Annotated in this window: 18 protein-coding genes, 4 tRNA genes and 1 pseudogene; 3 read left to right on the top strand and 20 right to left on the bottom strand. The window is 64.9% G+C overall.

Features of this window, described 5'->3' with window-relative positions:
- Positions 1–8 precede the first annotated feature (8 nt).
- Entirely contained in the window at positions 9–536 is a 528-nt protein-coding gene (locus ACP691_RS10265; RefSeq protein ID WP_084596183.1) for a YceD family protein, read from the bottom strand.
- A gap of 112 nt (positions 537–648) precedes the next feature.
- On the opposite strand from ACP691_RS10265, the gene ACP691_RS10260 reads away from it, so the two are divergent.
- A complete protein-coding gene (locus ACP691_RS10260; protein ID WP_426149359.1) occupies positions 649–1,227 on the top strand; it encodes a Maf family protein in 579 nt (192 codons plus the stop codon).
- A 6-nt stretch (positions 1,228–1,233) separates the two neighbouring features.
- Here the strand turns inward: ACP691_RS10260 and ACP691_RS10255 are convergent, their stop codons facing one another.
- From ACP691_RS10255 to rluC, 3 genes are read right to left on the bottom strand one after another with little or no spacing between them, the layout of a single operon-like run.
- Complete coding sequence (locus tag ACP691_RS10255) at positions 1,234–2,229, bottom strand: S49 family peptidase (protein WP_426149358.1); 996 nt, start codon at positions 2,227–2,229, stop codon at positions 1,234–1,236.
- 4 nt (positions 2,230–2,233) lie between these two features.
- Entirely contained in the window at positions 2,234–2,947 is a 714-nt protein-coding gene (locus tag ACP691_RS10250; protein WP_426149357.1) for an HAD-IA family hydrolase, read from the bottom strand.
- A complete protein-coding gene (rluC, locus tag ACP691_RS10245) occupies positions 2,904–3,860 on the bottom strand; it encodes a 23S rRNA pseudouridine(955/2504/2580) synthase RluC (protein WP_426149356.1) in 957 nt (318 codons plus the stop codon). The genes ACP691_RS10250 and rluC overlap by 44 nt, the downstream gene beginning before the upstream one ends.
- A gap of 798 nt (positions 3,861–4,658) precedes the next feature.
- Between rluC and rne the strand changes: the two are divergent.
- Positions 4,659–7,715, top strand: a pseudogene (rne, locus tag ACP691_RS10240) (ribonuclease E); the annotation flags it as partial.
- 501 nt (positions 7,716–8,216) lie between these two features.
- On the opposite strand, the gene ACP691_RS10235 reads toward rne, so the two are convergent.
- The 12 genes from ACP691_RS10235 to ACP691_RS10180 all read right to left on the bottom strand — a co-directional run bounded on the left by ACP691_RS10235 (position 8,217) and on the right by ACP691_RS10180 (position 18,455).
- Positions 8,217–8,822: a nucleotidyltransferase family protein gene (locus tag ACP691_RS10235; RefSeq protein ID WP_426149355.1), complete on the bottom strand. Its 606-nt coding sequence runs from the start codon at positions 8,820–8,822 to the stop codon at positions 8,217–8,219.
- The gene (locus tag ACP691_RS10230; RefSeq protein ID WP_426149354.1) at positions 8,819–9,769 is read right to left on the bottom strand and encodes an XdhC family protein; all 951 of its coding nucleotides are present in this window, start codon (positions 9,767–9,769) and stop codon (positions 8,819–8,821) included. The genes ACP691_RS10235 and ACP691_RS10230 overlap by 4 nt, the downstream gene beginning before the upstream one ends.
- Positions 9,770–9,836: 67 nt before the next feature.
- Positions 9,837–10,865, bottom strand: a complete 1,029-nt coding sequence (murB, locus tag ACP691_RS10225) for a UDP-N-acetylmuramate dehydrogenase (protein ID WP_426149353.1) — start codon at positions 10,863–10,865, stop codon at positions 9,837–9,839.
- Entirely contained in the window at positions 10,862–11,629 is a 768-nt protein-coding gene (kdsB, locus tag ACP691_RS10220) for a 3-deoxy-manno-octulosonate cytidylyltransferase (protein ID WP_426149352.1), read from the bottom strand. Before kdsB ends, murB begins: the two co-directional genes overlap by 4 nt.
- A complete protein-coding gene (locus tag ACP691_RS10215) occupies positions 11,626–11,811 on the bottom strand; it encodes a Trm112 family protein (protein WP_040260976.1) in 186 nt (61 codons plus the stop codon). Before ACP691_RS10215 ends, kdsB begins: the two co-directional genes overlap by 4 nt.
- A gap of 13 nt (positions 11,812–11,824) precedes the next feature.
- Positions 11,825–12,847, bottom strand: a complete 1,023-nt coding sequence (lpxK, locus tag ACP691_RS10210; protein ID WP_426149351.1) for a tetraacyldisaccharide 4'-kinase — start codon at positions 12,845–12,847, stop codon at positions 11,825–11,827.
- Positions 12,847–13,278: an ExbD/TolR family protein gene (locus tag ACP691_RS10205; RefSeq protein ID WP_426149350.1), complete on the bottom strand. Its 432-nt coding sequence runs from the start codon at positions 13,276–13,278 to the stop codon at positions 12,847–12,849. The genes lpxK and ACP691_RS10205 overlap by 1 nt, the downstream gene beginning before the upstream one ends.
- A complete protein-coding gene (locus tag ACP691_RS10200; protein WP_426149349.1) occupies positions 13,275–13,910 on the bottom strand; it encodes a MotA/TolQ/ExbB proton channel family protein in 636 nt (211 codons plus the stop codon). The genes ACP691_RS10205 and ACP691_RS10200 overlap by 4 nt, the downstream gene beginning before the upstream one ends.
- 64 nt (positions 13,911–13,974) lie before the next feature.
- Entirely contained in the window at positions 13,975–16,215 is a 2,241-nt protein-coding gene (locus ACP691_RS10195) for a DNA internalization-related competence protein ComEC/Rec2 (protein ID WP_426149348.1), read from the bottom strand.
- Between the two features lie 109 nt (positions 16,216–16,324).
- Positions 16,325–17,104, bottom strand: coding sequence for an ABC transporter permease (locus ACP691_RS10190; RefSeq protein ID WP_040260979.1), 780 nt, complete (start codon positions 17,102–17,104; stop codon positions 16,325–16,327).
- Positions 17,101–18,036, bottom strand: a complete 936-nt coding sequence (locus tag ACP691_RS10185) for an ABC transporter ATP-binding protein (RefSeq protein ID WP_426149347.1) — start codon at positions 18,034–18,036, stop codon at positions 17,101–17,103. Before ACP691_RS10185 ends, ACP691_RS10190 begins: the two co-directional genes overlap by 4 nt.
- The gene (locus tag ACP691_RS10180; protein ID WP_426149346.1) at positions 18,033–18,455 is read right to left on the bottom strand and encodes a hypothetical protein; all 423 of its coding nucleotides are present in this window, start codon (positions 18,453–18,455) and stop codon (positions 18,033–18,035) included. Before ACP691_RS10180 ends, ACP691_RS10185 begins: the two co-directional genes overlap by 4 nt.
- A gap of 12 nt (positions 18,456–18,467) precedes the next feature.
- On the opposite strand from ACP691_RS10180, the gene ACP691_RS10175 reads away from it, so the two are divergent.
- Positions 18,468–18,878 (top strand): PA2817 family protein, encoded by a 411-nt coding sequence (locus tag ACP691_RS10175; RefSeq protein ID WP_426149345.1) that lies wholly within the window; start codon positions 18,468–18,470, stop codon positions 18,876–18,878.
- 224 nt (positions 18,879–19,102) lie between these two features.
- Here ACP691_RS10175 and ACP691_RS10170 read toward each other — a convergent pair.
- The 4 genes from ACP691_RS10170 to ACP691_RS10155 all read right to left on the bottom strand — a co-directional run bounded on the left by ACP691_RS10170 (position 19,103) and on the right by ACP691_RS10155 (position 19,504).
- Positions 19,103–19,178: transfer RNA gene (locus tag ACP691_RS10170), tRNA-Gly, on the bottom strand.
- Positions 19,179–19,182: 4 nt separating this feature from the next.
- Positions 19,183–19,258, bottom strand: a tRNA-Glu gene (locus ACP691_RS10165).
- A gap of 90 nt (positions 19,259–19,348) precedes the next feature.
- Positions 19,349–19,424 (bottom strand) — tRNA-Gly (locus tag ACP691_RS10160).
- 4 nt (positions 19,425–19,428) lie between these two features.
- A tRNA-Glu gene (locus tag ACP691_RS10155) sits at positions 19,429–19,504 on the bottom strand.
- Position 19,505: the final 1 nt, after the last annotated feature.

The following is a 19,505-nucleotide window of genomic DNA, read 5'->3' as shown; positions in this document are numbered from 1 at the left end:
ATTAACTCCTAAACGTTTGGGTCACGCTTTAACTGCGCCAATACACTGAACGGGTTGGACCGCGTTACCTCGTCCTCGCTCGGCTCGGGCTCTTGAAGGCCCGCCGGCTGCTGGCATTCTTCCGGATGATGAGCAGGGATGATCGGCAGCGCGAGCAGGAGCTCGTCTTCGACCATCGCCCGCAGATCCAAGGGATCCTCGCCCAGTTCCAGCACGTCATAACCTTTCGGCAACGATTGGGTATTCGCACCCTCCTTCACCACCGCGTATGTACATTCGCTGTGGATGGGAAGGGTGACCAGCTCAAGACAACGCTGGCAAACCATCTTCACTTCGACGTCGAGATCACTGTGGATCACCACGGTATGGTCTTCGTCTCGTTCGAAGATGAATTTACCCTGGACTGTACCGACATCATCGGAAAGCAGGTCGCAAAGTCTCTGCAACTGGGCGAGCGGCAGGCTCCCTTCAAGGGTAGCGCCTCGATCGGCCAGTTTGCGCGGGTCAACGTGAGGTGGAATCGGGTCATTCAACATAGGCGCGACATTCTAGGGATGCCCCCTGGCTGTGTCAAAGGAAATTCGGCCATCGGCAGCCCGACAGTGGCCGGGTAGAATCAAGCCCCCCCCCTTACAAGGAGAGACCCCGATGCCGCCATTGATCCTGGCTTCCAGCTCAGCCTACCGCCACGCCCTGCTGAGCCGCCTGGGCCTGCCCTTCCAGGCCGAGGCGCCCGACGTGGACGAACGGCGCGAGCCAGGCGAGCCGCCCAGCGCCCTGGTGACACGCCTGGCTGAAAGCAAGGCCAGGGCATTGACCAAGCGCTACCCGAACCACCTGATCATCGGCTCGGACCAGGTGGCAGTGCTGGGCGACCAGGTACTGGGCAAGCCCGGCGGCTTCGAAAAGGCCTTGGAACAACTGATCGCCGCCAGCGGACGCGTGGTGACCTTTCTCACCGGCCTGGCCCTGCTGGACAGCCACAGCGGTCAATGCCAGGTAGATGTGGTGCCGTTCACCGTACACATGCGCCAGCTACCGGAAAACGTCCTGGCTCGCTACCTGAGGGCCGAACAGCCCTATGACTGCGCCGGCAGCTTCAAGGCCGAGGGCCTTGGGGTCAGTCTGTTCGAGCGTACCGAAGGGCCGGACGCCACCAGCCTCGTAGGCCTGCCACTCATACGCCTGGTCGGGATGCTGGGCGCGGCAGGTATCGCCGTGCCCTGACCGGCTTCAGCGCAGCGTGGGACCATTGAAGCCAAGCCACATGGCCATTTCGCTGGCAACGCTGGCACCCAGCTTCTTGGAGAAGCGATCGAGCGGGGACTCCTCGACCGTGAACTCTACAAGATCCTTGGCGCCGACCAGCTCCCGGGCCACGTAGCTGCTGCTGCCGAGCCCGTCGATCAGCCCCAGGGCAAGCGCCTGCTCGCCCGACCAGACCAACCCGGAGAACAGCTCGGGGTGGTCTTTGTCCTTCAGGCGCTCGCCACGGCCAGCCTTGACCTGAGCAATGAACTGCCTGTGGGTGGTGTCCAGCACGCCCTGCCAGAAGCGGGTTTCCGATTCCTTGGCCGGCTGGAACGGATCGAGGAAGGCCTTGTGCTCGCCTGAGCTGTAGGGCCGACGCTCGACCCCAAGCTTTTCCATGGCACCGACGAAACCATAGCCTGCCGCAGTCACACCAATGGACCCCACCAGGCTGGCCTTGTCGGCGTAGATTTCATCCGCCGCACTGGCGATGTAATAGGCCCCAGAGGCGCCCAGGTCAGCGATGACCGCGTAGAGCTTGATACCTGGATGCAACGCGCGCAGACGTTTGATCTCGTCATACACATAGCCAGACTGCACCGGACTGCCGCCCGGACTATTGATGCGCAGCACCACACCCTTGACCCGAGGATCATCGAAGGCCCGGCGCAGGCTGGTCACGATGTTGTCGGCGCTGGCGTCTTCCTTGTCGGCGATCACCCCTTTCACATCGATCAGCGCGGTATAGCTGTCGCCCTTGCCAGCGCTTTTTTCCAGCTTCCCAATGGGGGAAAAGAGGATGAGCATGCCCAGCAGGTAAAGGAAGGTAAGGCTTTTGAAGAAGATCCCCCATCGACGGGCGCGGCGCTGTTCCTGCACGCTGGCCAGCAGGGTTTTCTCCAGCAGCTTCCAGCTGCGTTCATCGCCTGCGCGACCGGACTCATCCGCGGCGGGAGGCGCTTTCCATTCATCCGACATCCGTCTACTCACCTTTGGCTGATAAGGGTCCGCCCGGCTGCAGCCAGACGGTCAATTGGGAAAAATGCTCGATCGCCAGCACTGGCTCATAAGCCATCAGCGCGCTCAATTCCATGGCGCCGTAACCTACCGCCACGCAAGGCATGCCGACATTGCGCGCCATCTGCAGGTCGAAGGCCGAGTCACCGATCATCAGGGCCCGCTGCGGGCGCACGCCACAGTGAGTCAGGATCTGCTCGAGCATCAGAGGGTCCGGCTTGCTGCGGGTTTCATCCGCGGCGCGGGTGATATCGAAAAAATCGGCCAGGTCGTGGCCTTTCAGTACTCGGTCCAGCCCGCGCCTCGCCTTGCCGGTGGCGACCGCCAGCCGATAGCCCGCCCGACGAAAGGCGACCAGCCCTTCGGCCACGCCTTCGAACAGCGGCGAAGGCGTGGCTTCAAGCGCTATGTAGCGCTCGGCGTAATGCTCGCGGAACAACGGGATGGACGCTTCATCCAGCAAGGGATACAAGGCCTGGATGGCCTCGGGCAGGCCAAGCCCGATGATGCCCTTGACCTGTGTCGCATCCCTGGGCGCCAGGCCCATGGCCCGCGCGCCATGTTGCATGGCATCGACGATGCGGGCGATGGAATCGGCAAGGGTGCCGTCCCAGTCGAAGACAAGCAGGTCATAGTCAGGCACTGGCCAGGCGCTCCACGGCCGAGGCCCAGGTATCATCGACCGGCGCCTTGACTTCCAGCCGGCTGCCATCGGGCAGGGTCAGCGACAAAGCGTAGGCGTGCAGGAACAGACGCTTGCCACCCAGCTCACGAAGCTCGCGGGTAAAGGCTTCGTCGCCGTATTTTGGATCGCCGGCGATGCAATGGCCAGCATGCAAGGCATGGACGCGGATCTGATGAGTGCGCCCGGTGACCGGGCGCGCCTCCACCAGCGTGGCGAAATCGCCGAAGCGGCGCAGCACCTTGAACAGTGTCAACGCCTCCTTGCCTTCCGGATTCACCTCGACCATCCGCTCGCCCGAGCGCAGGTTGCTCTTGAGCAAGGGCGCGCTGACCTGTTTCTTGCCGGTAGGCCAGTGCCCTCTCACCAGGGCCATGTAGCGCTTGTCCACGCCATCCCCGCGCAGAGCCTCGTGCAGATGCCGCAGCATGCTGCGCTTCTTGGCGATCATCAGCAGCCCGGAGGTATCGCGGTCCAGGCGATGGACCAGTTCCAGCTCCTTGGCGTCGGGCCGCAGCTGACGGAAGGCCTCGATCACCCCAAAGCTCAGGCCACTGCCGCCGTGAACGGCGATGCCCGCGGGCTTGTTGAGAATGATCAACCCCTTGTCTTCATGGACAATGGCCGCCTCCAGCCGCTCGAGCAGGCCCTGGGCCACCGGGACCGGAGCGTCGCGCTCGGGCAGGCGTATCGGCGGCACGCGGATGATATCGCCAGCCTGCAACTTGTATTCAGGCTTGATCCGCCCCTTGTTCACTCGCACCTCGCCCTTGCGCAGGATGCGATATACCAGCGTCCGGGGAACGCCCTTGAGCGCGGTGATAAGGAAATTGTCGATGCGTTGGCCGGCAAGTTCCGGCGCAACTTCAAGCATCTGGACGCCTGAAGTTGGAGGAGAGGTCGTGGTCATGGCGCGGATAATATCAATTTTTGAGCCATTTGAAGCACTTAATGTTTGCTGCTATAGTCCCGAACGCCGCCATAAGCGGCTGGGGAGTGACAGACGGTAAACGACCGCCGCTTACCCAGTTGGTCAAACAGGACGCGAGGCCGTCCGACGGGGCTTTCAGCGCGCGGTGCCCCCTGGGCGCACCAAGGGCGCGGCCTGGCAGAACGAGTCGATACCAGCAGGGTAGTCTTATCAGCCCTGGGTGTTCGAACCTGTGGCTATGACAAGAGCCCAGCCGTTCATGCCCGGCCCAAGCTGTTGGCTTCGGAAATACAAGCCTTGATTTTTTACGTGCGGCAGCCCACCGGCGCCGTGATAAATGCCAACCCGTTGCGGATTCAGCGCGCGGCAGCACCCGAATTATCAGGGATACGTGTAGGGTGGAGATGCACAGGTAACGTGCCGTGTGGCACCGAGCCCTGCCAGGATCGACCTGGGTGGAGATGGAGTGGTTTGGCGGCCTGTGTTCAACCCGGCCTTACCGAACGAAGTACTTCCGGCCGCCCCAGCAATCGAACCACGGCACGGTCGGCCCCGCGCAGACGCCTTCGAAGGCTTCCGCGGCGCGCTGTCTGATTCCTCCTCCTGACTGAGTGCTTTTGACACCACACAAAGGCAGGACGCGTCGCCAGGTAGGGCCCGGAAAGAGCCTGGTTCCTGGCAGGAAGGCGAGCTACCTTCCTCGCACCTGAACACCGACCGTGAGAAGTCGTGTGTGCCGAACGCCGTTTCCGGCAGCCCGGAAACCGACGGTACTACATGAAAAGAATGTTGATTAACGCAACTCAACCCGAAGAGTTGCGTGTCGCCCTGGTAGATGGCCAGCGGCTCTATGACCTGGATATCGAATCCGGCGCACGCGAGCAGAAGAAAGCCAACATCTACAAGGGCCGCATCACCCGTATCGAGCCCAGCCTCGAAGCCGCCTTCGTGGACTTCGGCTCCGAGCGCCACGGCTTCCTGCCGCTGAAGGAAATTTCCCGCGAATACTTCAAGAAGACTCCGGAAGGCCGGGTCAACATCAAGGAAGTACTGAGCGAAGGCCAGGAAGTCATCGTCCAGGTCGAGAAGGAAGAGCGCGGCAACAAGGGCGCCGCCTTGACCACCTTCATCAGCCTGGCTGGCCGCTACCTGGTGCTGATGCCGAACAACCCACGCGCCGGGGGCATTTCACGCCGTATCGAAGGCGAGGAGCGCAACGAACTGCGCGAGGCCCTGAACGGCCTGGTCGCGCCGGCCGACATGGGCCTGATCGTTCGCACCGCCGGCCTGGGCCGTAGCAGCGAAGAGATGCAGTGGGACCTGGACTACCTCCTGCAGCTGTGGACGGCCATCAAGGAAGCCTCGGTGGGCCGCGCCGCCCCTTTCCTGATCTATCAGGAAAGCAACGTCATCATCCGCGCCATCCGCGACTACCTGCGCCAGGACATCGGCGAGGTACTGATCGACAGCGTGGAGGCCCAGGAAGAAGCCCTGACCTTCATTCGCCAGGTGATGCCGCAGTACGCCAGCAAGATCAAGCTCTACGAAGACAGCGTCCCGCTGTTCAACCGCTTCCAGATCGAAAGCCAGATCGAAACCGCCTTCCAGCGCGTGGTCGAGCTGCCCTCCGGCGGCTCCATCGTGATCGACCCGACCGAAGCCCTGGTGTCCATCGACATCAACTCGGCGCGCGCCACCAAGGGCAGCGACATCGAAGAAACCGCCTTGCAGACCAACCTGGAAGCGGCCGAGGAAATCGCCCGCCAGCTGCGCCTGCGCGACATCGGCGGCCTGATCGTCATCGACTTCATCGACATGACCCCGGCCAAGAACCAGCGTGCCGTGGAAGAGCGTGTGCGTGAGTGCCTGGAGGCTGATCGTGCCCGCGTGCAGGTGGGGCGCATCTCCCGCTTCGGCCTGCTGGAAATGTCCCGCCAGCGCCTGCGCCCCTCCCTGGGCGAAAGCAGCGGCATCGTCTGCCCGCGCTGCAGCGGCACCGGGATCATCCGCGACGTGGAGTCCCTGTCCCTGGCCATCCTGCGCCTGATCGAGGAAGAAGCCCTGAAGGACCGTACCGCCGAAGTACGCGCCCAGGTACCTATCCCGGTGGCCGCTTTCCTGCTCAACGAAAAGCGAAACTCCATCACCAAGATCGAGCTGCGCACCCGGGCCCGCATCATCATCCTGCCCAACGACCACCTGGAAACCCCTCACTTCGAAGTCCAGCGCCTGCGCGACGACAATCCCGAAGTATTGAACGCCCAATCCAGCTACGAAATCGCCGCGGCCGAGGCCGAGGATGTCCAGCCAGTGGCCGCTACCCGCACCCTGGTCCGCCAGGAAGCCGCGGTCAAGACCGCCCCGGCCCGCGCCAACGCGCCGATGCCCGCGACTGAAGAGGCCCAGCCTGAGCCAGTGCCGAGCACCGCGCCGGCTACCGCCGAGCCTAGCCTGTTCAAGGGCCTGGTGAAGTCGCTGGTCAGCCTGTTCGCCGGCAAGGAAACCCCTGCCGCCCCGGCGCCCGTGGCCACCGCCGCCACCCCCAAGCCGACCAGCGAACGGAGCAGCCGCAACGAAGAGCGCCGCAACGGCCGCCAGCAGAGCCGCAACCGCAACGGCCGGCGCGACGAAGAGCGCAAGCCACGCGAAGAGCGCGCGGGTCGTGAGGAGCGCGCACCGCGTGAGGAACGTGCCCCGCGTGAAGAGCGTGCGCCGCGTGAGGACCGGGCCCCGCGTGAAGAACGTGTCGCCCGCGAGGAAGCGCCAGTCGCTCGCGAGGAACGCGCGCCCCGCCCAGCGCGTGAAGGTCGCGCTCCCCGTGAAGACCGCCGTGGCCGTGAAGACCGCCCTGTGCGTGAGCTGCGTGAACCTCTGGACGCTCCGGCCACCCCGGCGCGTGACGAGGCCCCGGCCCGTGCCGAGCGCAGCGAACGCCCCGCTCGTGAAGAGCGGGCCCCGCGTGAGCTGCGTGAAGAGCGTGGCCCACGGGAAGGTCGTGAGGAGCGCACCCCGCGTGAAGAGCGCGCGCCACGTGAGGAGCGTGCTCCTCGCGAGGAACGCCAGCTGCGTCCCGCCCGCGAGGACGCTGCCAGCTCCGAGTCGGCCGCCACTGAGGAAGCCGCGCTCAATGAAGAGTCGCTGGACGACAATCACGACAACCAGGAAGGTCAGGAAGGCGAACGTCCACGCCGCCGCTCTCGTGGCCAGCGTCGCCGCAGCAACCGTCGCGAGCGTCAGCGTGACGCCAACGGCGAGTTGATCGGCGGTGAAGGCGAGGAAGCGGAAGGCACCGAGTTGTCCGCCCTTGCCGCTACCGCCGCGGCCGCGGAAGGCGCTATCAGCCCCGCCGCCGAAGCCCAGGCTCACGCACGCGCCGAGGCCGCCACCGCCAGCCTGCCTGCCACCGGGGAAGCCAGCAAGCCAGGCGACCAGGCCACCGCCGCGCCGGAAATCGTGGCCACCCCTGCCGAACAGGCGAACGCTATCGTGCCAGCGCCTCTGGAGCGTTTGGTCGAAGCTCCGGCAGCCGCCGAGCCAGCACCAGAGCCGCTGCCTGAGGTAGCGGTCGCGCCTGTGGTGGAGCAGCCGGTAGAACAGGTAGAGGTGCCTGCGGCGACCGCGGCCGCCGAACAACCCGTCGCCCCGGTGGCGGACTCACCTGTCGCCGCTAGCGCAAGCGAAGCCATGGTGCCCTCGCAGGAACGCTTCACCGAAGCCACTCCGGCCACCGAGGCGCCTGTCGTCGAGGCGCCAGCTCCGGCGCCGGTGATGCTCAGCAACGGCCGCGCACCGAACGATCCGCGGGAAGTCCGCCGTCGCAAGCGTGAAGCCGAGTTGGCCGCCGCTGCCGCGCGGGAAGCCGAGGAAGCCGCTCGCCTGGCCGGCGCCACCGCCCTGGCCGAAGCCGAAGCACCGGTGCAGGCTGAAGTGGCCGCTCCGGTCGAGGTTGAACCCAACCAGGCTGTCGCCACTGAGGCTGCCGCCGAGGCCCTGAGCGCAGCGGCCGAGCACCGCGCCGCGGCTGATGCACAGGTCGAGCCCGTGCAGCAGGCGCCGATCGAGGTCTCTCCGGCCGAGGCCGTGCCAACTCAGGCCAAGGCGGCAGACGCCGAAGTCGCAGCCCCTGAGGCTGTGCAAGGTGAAGCTGCACAGGCCGAGCCTTCCCTGGTACTGGACGAAAACGTCAAGACCGCCGAGGAAGCTGCTGCCGGGACCGAGCAGGCTGAGGAAGCCAACAAGACGCCCAAGCCCCTGGCATAAGCGCCTGACGTAGAAAAAGCCCCTGCCATCGCAAGATCGCAGGGGCTTTTTCTTGGGCGCGATTCAGCGTAGGTGTCAGCGCTGACGCGCACCCTCCAGGTCGGCAGGTACGTCGACATCACGCACCACGCCGGGGTCGCTGACCTCCACCCAGCCTACATCGGGCTGAGACAGCAACTGACGGGCGCCGACGTCCCCACTAAGCTGTTCCAGCCCGGCCCGCTGGCTCGCCGCGAAACCCACCGGATGCCCTCGCCGCCCTTGGTACAAGGGCGCAGCGATGGAATGCTGAGCCAGGGCAGCGGCCACCTGGTGCAGGGTTTGTGAGCGGATCCAAGGCATGTCGCCAAGCAGCACCAGCCAGCCGCAGGCTTGCGGCCGGGCGCGTACGGCCGCGCTCAGGCTATCGCCCATGCCAGCGGAGGGCACTGCAAGGGTTTCGAAGCCGTGCCGACGAGCCAGTTCGCTTAACCGCTCCCGCTCATCGCTGCCCTGACGGATAACCAGCAACCGCTCGCCAGGCCAGTTGCCCAAAGGCGCCAGGGCATGTTCCACGACGGGGCGAAGGCTGCCATCCAGGCCGGTGCACGGCATGAGGAGCTTGTGAGGCCCGGCGCCGCCCTGGGCGCGGAAGCGCCGACCATAACCGGCGGCCAGTACCACAGCGCAGGGGTACTTCATGCGACTCGGTTCTTCACGGCGACGATTTCCGCCATCAAGGAAAGCGCGATCTCGGCGGGCGTATGGCTGCCGATAGGCAGGCCAACGGGGCCATGAAGCCGGGCGAGCGCTTCCGGGGCAAGCCCCAGGGCAGCGAGGTTGGCGCGGCGCTTTTCACTGTTGATCCGCGACCCGAGGGCGCCAACATAGAAGGCGCGGGAAGTCAGGGCGGTGAGCAAGGCCATGTCATCCAGACGAGGATCATGGGTCAAGGCCACGATGGCGGTGCGCTCGTCCGGTTCGATGGATAGCACGGCATCATCGGGCATGCCAGTGACGAAACGGCCGTGGTTGCTCTCCCAGCCTTGGCTGAACTCATCGCGCGGGTCGCACACCAGAACCTCGAAATCGAGCATGGTCGCCAAGTCCGCCACATACCGGGACAACTGCCCCGCCCCGATCAGCAGCAGGCGCCAGCGGGGACCATGAACGGTTCGCAGGTATTGGCCATCAAACTCATGTATCGCTTCTCGACCGGCGGTGACCAAACGTACCGCTCCGGTGGCCAGGTCCAGCTCACGCACCACCACCTGATGGTTGGCGCAGCGAAGCAGCAGTTCGTCCACCCAGGCCGCGTCTTCGATTCGTTCCTGAGTCAGGCGCAGGGTACCGCCACAGGGCAAGCCGAAACGAGCGGCCTCCTCCAGGGTCAGCCCGTAGGTGACCATGGACACGCGCTCCTTTTCCTGCCGCAGACGACCATCGCGCAGGCGCGCAATCAGGTCATCCTCGATACACCCACCTGACACCGATCCGCTGACCACCCCATCGTCACGCAGGGCCAGCAGGGCACCGGGCGGACGAGGCGCGCTGCCCCAGGTCTGCACTACGGTGTAGAGGACAACCTGTCGGCCCTCGTCCGCCCAGGTTCGTACATCCTGCAAAACGCCGAGGTCGACGCTATTCATGCCCTTGCCCCTTCATGTCTCGCCAGCCAGGAATTCCAAGCATCGGACGGCAACGAAGCGCTGGGGTTCAGGGGCGTGGCAGCAGGTTGGGCTCCATTTCCAGCGCTACACCGAAACGTGCTTCGACAGAGCCCTGAATGTCTCGGGCCAGCGCCAGCAATTCGGCGCCCGTGGCGTTGCCATGATTGACCAGCACCAAGGCCTGGTCCTTGTGCACGCCGACATCACCGCGGCGGTAGCCCTTCCACCCTGCTTGTTCGATGAGCCAACCGGCGGCGAGCTTGGCCTGCCCGCCCGGCTGCGGATAAACCACCAGACCGGGCCAGCGCGCCTTGATGGCAGCCGCCATGGCGCCGTCCACGACCGGGTTCTTGAAGAAACTGCCGGCATTGCCCAGACGGGCCGGATCGGGCAGCTTTTCCTGGCGGATGGAAGTGATGGCCGCGCTTACCGTCGCGAAGGTTGGCTCCGTCACCCCTTGCTCGCGCAGGCGATCGCGCACGGGGCCATAGTCCAGACGCAGCGGGCCATGGCGGTCCAGCCAGAAACGCACGCGCAGGATGACCCAGCGACCGGGGGTCTGCTTGAACAGGCTGTCACGATAGCCGAAACGGCAATCGGCCAGGCCGAACTCACAGAGTTCGCCGGTATGGCGATCCAGCGCGGTCAGGCCGGCGAAGAGGTCCTTCACCTCAACCCCATAGGCACCCAAGTTCTGCATGGGTGACGCCCCCACGGTGCCGGGGATCAGACTGAGGTTTTCCAGCCCACCCAAGCCTTGCCCGAGGGTCCAGGTGACGAAAGGATGCCAGGGCTCGCCCGCCTCCGCCTCCACCAGCACCCTGCTGCCCTCCTCGCGCAGCAGGCGCCGGCCCTGCCCCACCATACGGATCACCAGGCCAGGCACATCACCGAGCAGCAGCAGGTTACTGCCCCCGCCGAGCAGGGAGACGTCCAACCGATGCGCCTCGGCGAACGCAAGCGCTTCGCGCAGCGCCTGCTCATCGGCCACCTCGGCGAAATACTCCGCCTGGCCGTCGACGCCGAACGTGTTGTAGGGCTTGAGCGACACGCCCCGGCCGATAGCCAGGGTCATTCGGCCTCCAGCAGGCGCCGCACGCGCTCCAGGTCTTCGGGAGTATCCACCCCCGGCGCAGGCGCTACCACGGCGTCGGCCACATGGATACGTACCCCATGCCAAAGCGCGCGGAGCTGCTCCAATGACTCGGTTTTCTCCAGCCAGCAAGGCCCCCAGGCCACGAAATCGCTGAGGAAGCCGGCGCGGTAGGCATAGATGCCGATGTGCCTGCGGTAGGGCACACCCTCGGGCAGCTCGCCGGGTCGCTGGGCGAACGCGTCACGAGCCCAGGGCAAGGGCGCCCGGCTGAAGGTCAGCGCCAGGCCGGCCAGGTCGGTGGACACCTTCACCACATTGGGGTTGAACAGTTGCCGGGCCTCGAGCAACGGCTCGCTCAGGGTGGCCATGCGGGCCTCGATATTGGCAGCCAGGTTGGCGGCTACCTGGTCGATCACCGCCGGCGGGATCAAAGGCTCGTCGCCTTGAACGTTGACCACGATGGCGTCGTTGGCCAGGCCCAGGACCGCCACCACCTCGGCCAGGCGATCGGTCCCGGACTCATGGTCCGCGCGGGTCATCACCACCTCCGCGCCGAATTCCCGGCAGGCCAGGGCGATACGTTCATCATCGGTGGCGACCACGACTCGAGCGGCCGCGCTGCGCTGGGCCTGCTCCCAGACGTGGCGGATCATCGGTTTGCCGGCGATGGCCTGCAGCGGCTTGCCCGGGAAGCGGGTCGAGCCATACCGGGCAGGTATCACCACAGTGAACGCGACAGTCATTTTTCCAGGCGCTCGTCATCGGTAAGGGTGCGGGCTTCGCTTTCCAGCATCACCGGAATCCCATCGCGAATGGGGTATGCCAGGCCAGCGCCCTTGCTGATCAGTTCGGTCTTGTCTTCGCTGAGCTTGAGCGGGCCCTTGCAGATGGGGCAGGCGAGAATGTCGAGCAGTTTGGTGTCCATAGGAATCCTTGGGTCAGGGAGAACCGGTGGCTGGAGGCACGCCGGCCATCAATTGTGCGAGGCGGGCGTCGAACCAGGCCACGAAAGCGGGAGACGGTTGGGCGTCCACTGCCAGGTACCACCAGTCAGGACCAGCGAAGGCCTGGCACTTGACCGCGTCTTTTTCGGTCATCACCAACGGCAGCGGCGGCTCGAAGGCCAACTGCGCCGCGCTGTACAGGGCATGGTCGGCAAAGGCATGCTCGGTCGGCCGCCAGTTTAACCCCTGCAAGGTGGAGAAGAAACGCTGCGGGTTGCCGATGCCGGCCACTGCGTGCAGGGCCTGGCCGGCGGGAAAGTGATCCAGGCCGACGCGCTCGCCCGATACCAGATTGACGAGGGCCACCGGTGCCAGGGTCATCCCATAGCCCAGAGCGGTATCGCCTGACTGGCCATTGCAAAGCACTGCGTCCACCGCCGCCAGGCGCTGCGGCGGTTCGCGCAAGGGACCGGCCGGTAGGCAACGGCCGTTGCCGAGGCCACGGGCCGCGTCGATCAGCACCAGTTCCAGATCGCGGGCGAGCCGGTAATGCTGCAGACCATCGTCGCAGAGGATCAGGTCCAGGGGATGCGCCGCCAACAAGGCCCGGGCGGCCTGGGCGCGGTCAGGATCGATGGCCAAGGGCACGCCGGAGCGACGGACCAGCAACAGGGGCTCATCCCCCGCCACGCTGGCGCTGTCCTGAGTGCTGACCAGCCAGGGAAAGCGCGGCGGCCGGGCGCCATAGCCGCGGCTGATGACCCCCACGCGCAGGCCCGCGCGACGACAATGCTCGATCAGCCAGAGAATGGTCGGGGTCTTGCCGGTACCCCCAACAGTGATATTGCCTACCACTATTACCGGCACGGGAGCTTTCCAGCCAGGCTTTCGCCCTTCCAGGAAGTCACGCCGGCGGCCTAGCGCGACCCCTTTGTACAGCGTCTCGAGAGGGCGCAACAAGGCCAGGGCTGGATGGCCGTGGTACCAGGCGGCCAGCAGGCGATCGGATAGTCCCATCAGGGTGTCCCCTGGGCCTCGACCGTAGTCATGCTCAGGCGGCTGAAGCCCAGCTTGCCCGCCGCGTCCATGGCCGTGATCACGGCCTGGTGAGGCGTCTTGCCATCGGCGCTGATCGACAGTGGCAGGCTGGTATCGCCGCCGGATTCGGCACGCAAGGCACTGATCAGCGTATCCAGGTCGCTCTTGGGCAAGCGATGGTCATTGATGGCATAGTCACCATCGGCGCTGATGGCGATGTCCAACCGCTTGGGCGGGTGGTCTTCGGGCGCGCCGCTCACCGCCTCGGGGAGGTCGACCTGCAGCTGGCTTTCCCGCTTGAAGGTGGTGGTGACCACGAAGAACAACAGCAGGATGAACACGACGTCGATCAGGGACGTCAGGTTGATCTCGATGTCTTCGCGCCGTCGACGGCTACGGCGGAACTTCACGCTCGGCCTCCCTCGATATCCACTTCGCGGTCACCGTGCACGACTTCGACCAGCTTGACCGCGTCCTGCTCCATGCGCACGACCAGTTCGTCGATGCGCCGTTGCAGCAGGCGGTGGAAGAACACGGCGGGGATCGCCACGATCAGGCCGGAGGCCGTGGTGATGAGTGCCTTGGAGATACCACCGGCGAGAATCGCCGCATTGGTGGTGTTGCCGCTGGCGTTGAAAGCGCTGAAGATATCGATCATGCCAAGCACCGTACCCAGCAGGCCGAGCAGGGGCGCCATCGCGGCGATGGTCCCCAGGGCGCCCACATAGCGCTCCAGCTCATGGATCACACTGCTGGCCGACTCCTCGATGCACTCTTTCATGATGTCGCGGCCATGACGCGAGTTGGCCAGGCCCGCCGCCAGTATCTGCCCCAGGGGCGAATTGGCCCGCAGCTCCTTCAGCTTCTCATTGTTGAGCTGCTTGTCCTTGATCCATTTCCATACCTGGGCAACCAGGTTTGGCGGAGTGACCCGGCTCGCTCGCAGGCTCCACAAGCGCTCGGCCACAATGGCAAGGGCTGCGATGGAGCTCAAGATGATCGGCAGCATCATCCAGCCGCCGGCTTTGACCAGTTCCCACACAATGAAGTCCCTCTCCAGCAAATTGCGCCACTCTATCACAACCGTCCACAGGCAAGCCCGCCGCCTATTGCGCCTCGTCGGCGGCCATCGCCCGCCACAACCTGGCCCGCTGCCGCCAGCCCTGGGCAGGCTGGCTCGCGCCCAAGCGCAGTTCCACCGCTCCGTGCAATGCGCTGTCCCAGCGGGCAATGCCCCGCTCGTCCAGGCGTCGGACTACCTCGGGGTGAGGATGGCCGAACCGGCTGTTCCAGCCGCGGGAAATCAGCGCCGCCTCTGGCTGCAGGCTATCGAGCAACAGCGCGGAGCTGGAGGTGCGGCTGCCGTGATGGGGCGCCTGCAGCCAGCGCGCTTGCAGGCCGGGCCAGGCTGATACCAGGGCTCGTTCGGCGCGGGCGTCGATGTCGCCAGTCAATAGCAGGCGTTCGCCTTCGGCTTCCACTAGAAGTACGCACGAAGACGGGTTGCTGTCTTGTGCCGCGCTCCAACGCCAGGTCTGGAAGCGCACGCCGTTCCATTCCCAACCGGCAGCGTTTTCACAGGGCTGCGCGCGCCATGCATCCGGGGCGGCCAGGGGCTCACCCGCCAGTACCCGGGCTGGCTTGAGGGACTTCAGTACCGCCTGGGCGCCGCCGCTGTGGTCGGCGTGGTCATGACTGATGATCAGTGTATCCAGACGTGAGATACCCAGACGGCGAAGGCTCGGCACTACGATACGCTCTCCGGCGTCATTGCTGGAATAACGTGGCCCGGCATCGAACAGCAAGACATGGTCTCGCGTGCGTACCAGCACTGCCAAGCCCTGGCCAACGTCCAGCTGCATCACCTGGGCCTGGCCCCAGGGTGGCCGCGCCAGGCTTGGAAAGCCGAGCTGAAGCAGCAAGGGCAGCCCCAGCACGCGCAGCGGCAGGCCCATTGGTAGTAACAGCAGCAGAGCGCCCAGCAGGGCGAGCACGGCGCTCCACAGGGGCAGGCCCGGGCCCAGCCAGGCAGGCGCCAGGTCGGCGACGGGCGCCACCACCTTCAATAATGCCTCCAGCCCTCGCCCAGCCAACCCGAGTAGCGCTTCCCCGCCCCAGGGCGAAAGCACCAGCGCCACGCTGCCCAGGAGTGCCAGGGGCAGCACGACGAAGCTGATCCAGGGCCCGGCGAACAGGTTCACCCAGGGCCCGCTCAGGCTGATGGGCAGGGCCAGCAGCGCCAGCACGGGAGCCAGCCCAAGGGCGACCAGCCATTGCGCGCGTGCCCAGGCTCGCCACCAGGGCCAGGGCCCGAGTCGGCCGGCGAAGCCGAAAAGCAATACGCCCACGGCGGTGAAGGAAAGCCAGAAACCCGGCATGAGCATGACCAGCGGGCTGGCCACCAGAACAGCGACCAGGGCCAACAGCAGCGGGGTGAACACGCCTGGCTGACGCAAGCGCAAGCGCCAGAGCAGGACGACGGCGATCATCAGGCAAGCACGCTGAACGGGCACCGCGAACCCTGCCATGTGGCCGTAGCCAAGAGCGGACAGCAGCGCACAACCGCAGGCCCACGGCAGCCACGGCCAGCGCCGGGGCCACAGCCCCAGGCGCCACAACCCGGCGATCAGCCCGTAGGCCAGGCCCGCGGCCAGGCCCACATGCTGGCCGGAGACCACGAACAGATGCACCGTGCCGGTGGACTGGAGCACACGCCAGTGTCGCTCGGTCAGGCCGGAGCCATCGCCCAGTACCAGGGGCAACAGCAAAGGATGCGCCTGAGCCTCCAGCAAGCGCTGGCGAAGCCGTTCGCGTAGGCTGCTTGCACGGGTTTCGAGGCGCTGGCCATCCTTCACGCTGCCTGTTGCTCCGATGCCACGAGCGAACAGCCAGGCTTCGTAGTCCAGCCCGCCGGGGTTGACCTGGCCCCGGGGCCGGGCAAGGGTAGCGGCCAGACGCCAGCGTTCGCCTTCGCGCAGGGTGGGCGCACCGTGCCAGCGCAGCCGCACGCGGGAAGGCAACGCTGCGCGCCGGGATCGGGCCTGCACCAGTTCGAAATGGGTCACGCCCCCGGCACGGCTGGGCAAGCCGGCGACTCGCCCCTCCAGCCACAGGGTTCTGTTCTCCAGGCTGGTGGCCAACTGGTCAGCCTGTACCTGAAGGGCTGCGGCCAAGGCCCAGGCCAGGCCCGCCAAGCCCAGGCCAAGCCACAGGGCCGGACGCCAGGCTAGCGCCAACAGTGCCAGGGCAGCGCTGGCTAGCAAGCTCGCTACCCAGGACGATGGCGGCCCCGGCCAGGCACGTGCCGCGAGAATCCCACAGGCCAAGGCCAGCAGCGCCCGAACCATCTCCTCCCCTCCCCGACTCGTCCGTGAGTCACGACTACCGAGATAGCCTAAGGGTGAGCGCAGCGCCGGGGAAGCGTAGCCCTGTTACCGACCATGAGGCCGGCGAAACTCAGGTGCGCATGCCGCGGCCGCTGACCAGCAGGCGCGCGCAGACGAAATACAGCACTACCGTAGCCACGGCCATGAAGGTCAGGGCGGTGCCGATCCGGATATCGGACACGCCGAGGATGCCATAGCGGAACGAGTTGACCATGTGCAGCACAGGGTTGGCCAGGGAGATGGTCTGCCAGATAGGCGGGAGCAGGTTGATGGAATAGAACACCCCGCCCAGGTAAGTCAGGGGCGTCAACACGAAGGTCGGAATGATGGAAATATCGTCGAAATTGCGTGCGAACACAGCGTTGACGAAGCCCAGCAGGGAGAAAATGGTCGCCGTCAACAACACTACCACCAGGGTCACGCCCAGATGATGGACCTGCAGATGGGTGAAGAACAGCGACAGCAAGGTCACGATGACGCCGACCGCCAGGCCACGGAGCACGCCGCCGAGAGTATAGCCGATCAGGATGGTGTGGGCCGATACCGGCGATACCATCAGCTCCTCGATGGAACGCTGAAACTTGGCCCCGAAGAAACTGGAAACCACGTTGCCGTAGGAGTTGGTGATCACCGACATCATGATCAGCCCGGGTACGATGTACTGCATGTAGCTGAAGCCACCCATGTCGCCGATCTGGCGACCGATCAGGTTACCGAAGATCACGAAATACAGGACCATGGTGATGGCCGGAGGCAGCAGGGTTTGCGGCCAGATGCGCATGAAGCGCCGGATCTCGCGGTACACGATGGTCCTGAGCGCTACCAGGTTGTGGGAAAACTCCGTGCTCATAGGGCCACCTTTGAAAGGTTCTTTTCAACCAGGGACACGAACAGCTCCTCCAGGCGGTTGGTTTTGTTTCGCAGGCTCAGCACGTCGATGTTCCTGGCGGCCAGCTGGCCGAACAGCTCGGTGATACCGGCCTGCTTGCCTACCTGCACCTCGAGGGTGTGGGGGTCGAGCAGGCGGCACGGGTACCCGGCCAGCTGCGGTGCGCAGGCCAGGTCCTGGCGCAGGTCGAGCACGAAGGTTTCCACGTTCAGCTTGCCCAGCAGCTCGCGCATGCTGGTGTTCTCGGCGATGGTGCCGTGATCGATGATGCCGATGTTGCGGCACAACTGCTCGGCTTCCTCGAGGTAGTGAGTGGTCAGGATGATGGTGATGCCCTTGCGGTTCAGCTCCGTCAGGAACGACCACATCGAGCGACGCAACTCGATGTCCACGCCAGCGGTGGGCTCATCGAGAATCAACAGACGCGGCTCGTGGATCAGCGCGCGGGCGATCATCAGGCGACGCTTCATGCCGCCGCTCAAGGACCGCGACGGCACGTCACGTTTTTCCCACAGGCCGAGCTGGGTGAGGTATTGCTCGGCGCGCGCCTTGGCGATCTTCGGAGGTATGCCGTAGTAACCGGCCTGGGTGACGACGATGTCGAAGGTCTTCTCGAACTGATTGAAGTTGAACTCCTGAGGCACTACGCCGATGGAACGCTTCAGCCGCGCGGGGTCACGGTCCAGATCATGGCCGAACACATTCACACTGCCGCTGGTCTTGTTCACCAAGGTAGAGAGGATGCCGATGGTGGTGGATTTGCCCGCCCCATTGGGGCCGAGCAGGGCGAAGAAATCGCCTTCGGCCACATCGAGGTCGATGCCCTTGAGCGCCTGGAAACCGTTGCCGTAGGTCTTGGTTAGCTGCCGGATAGACAGTGCGGAATTGGTCACAGATTGATTACCGATAAGAAGGTGGCCGGAAACTTAAGGCTCGCCGGGGTGAAATTCAATGCTTCTCTGAGCCCGATGCTGACCAGGCCAGACGCGCGCGTACAGTCGAGGGTGTCGATAGTCACTATCAGCCCCAGGCCATTGCGCGCGCCTGGGCTGCCTAAGCACCGACCGGAAAGCAGTGGGCTAAGTTTCCCCGGCGTCTCGAGGGCACGCCATGCCCTGTCGTACCCGGTAGGACCTGAGCCGTTCAACGGATGCCGGGATTGGCGCGCCAGGCGGGGCTGTTCCGCGCAGCGCTGAGCGGAATCGACGTCGATGACCTGCTTAGGGAAGGTTCGCCCGCGCCGATAGGCAGGTGCGTTGACCCAGTCCGGGACAATTGGCCCGGCGGCGCTTATACTGCCGCGCTTTTTCATCAGGAGAACTCCATGGCCAACCCCATCATCGAGCATCATCTGGCGCTGCTGCGCCACCTGCGCGGGATCCTCGTGGCCCTGGGCGAAGCCGAGCAAGTGCCCGAGGAAAGCCATGATCTGTTCGTCGAGCGTTTCGATGAGCTGATCGCTGCCCTGGCCGATGAAGCCCCGGAGAATTTCTATCTGGGCCAGGACCTGCTCTGCCAGGTATTTACCCGCTACCCCCAGATCGCCCACCTGGTGCCACGAGACCTGCTCTGGTTCTTCGGCGGCGACTGCTTGCACTACATGCCCGATGATGAGATCGACCTCTACCAACAGCTGGAAGAGCGTCGGCACGAAGCCGAACTGAACGGCGAGCCGTTCGATTGGACTCAGGAAAAGCAATTGCTGGCCTTGCCCGATAGCGATCCCAGGCACTGACAACGTTGCGCCAGGGCCGTAACCGGATGTAGAGATTTCCAGCGGCCTTCCCCAGCTGGCGCTGGGTCCCACGGGAATAATGCGTACCGTAGGAGGTAGCGAAACTACCGAAGGGCGGAACCTGTGCAAGGCCTGAAGCGCATGCGAGGCAAAAACGAAAAAAGGACCCGAAGGTCCTTTTTTCTTTGGGCCCAAGCGAGTCATACACGCTCGGACCTGCAATTTGGAGCGGGAAACGAGACTCGAACTCGCGACCCCGACCTTGGCAAGGTCGTGCTCTACCAACTGAGCTATTCCCGCTTATTGGCGTCCCCTAGGGGACTCGAACCCCTGTTACCGCCGTGAAAGGGCGGTGTCCTAGGCCACTAGACGAAGGGGACAACTGCCCGAAATGACCTCGGCCATTTCAGCAACCGCGACCACGAAGGCCTCGGGTTTACTGGCACCGCCAAAGGCGAAGCCTGAGTAACTGGAGCGGGAAACGAGACTCGAACTCGCGACCCCGACCTTGGCAAGGTCGTGCTCTACCAACTGAGCTATTCCCGCTTATTGGCGTCCCCTAGGGGACTCGAACCCCTGTTACCGCCGTGAAAGGGCGGTGTCCTAGGCCACTAGACGAAGGGGACA

The organism is Pseudomonas sp. DC3200b2 (assembly GCF_049895785.1).
Classification (GTDB): Bacteria; Pseudomonadota; Gammaproteobacteria; order Pseudomonadales; family Pseudomonadaceae; genus Aquipseudomonas; species Aquipseudomonas massiliensis.
This window is presented reverse-complemented; position numbering and strand designations above follow the sequence as displayed.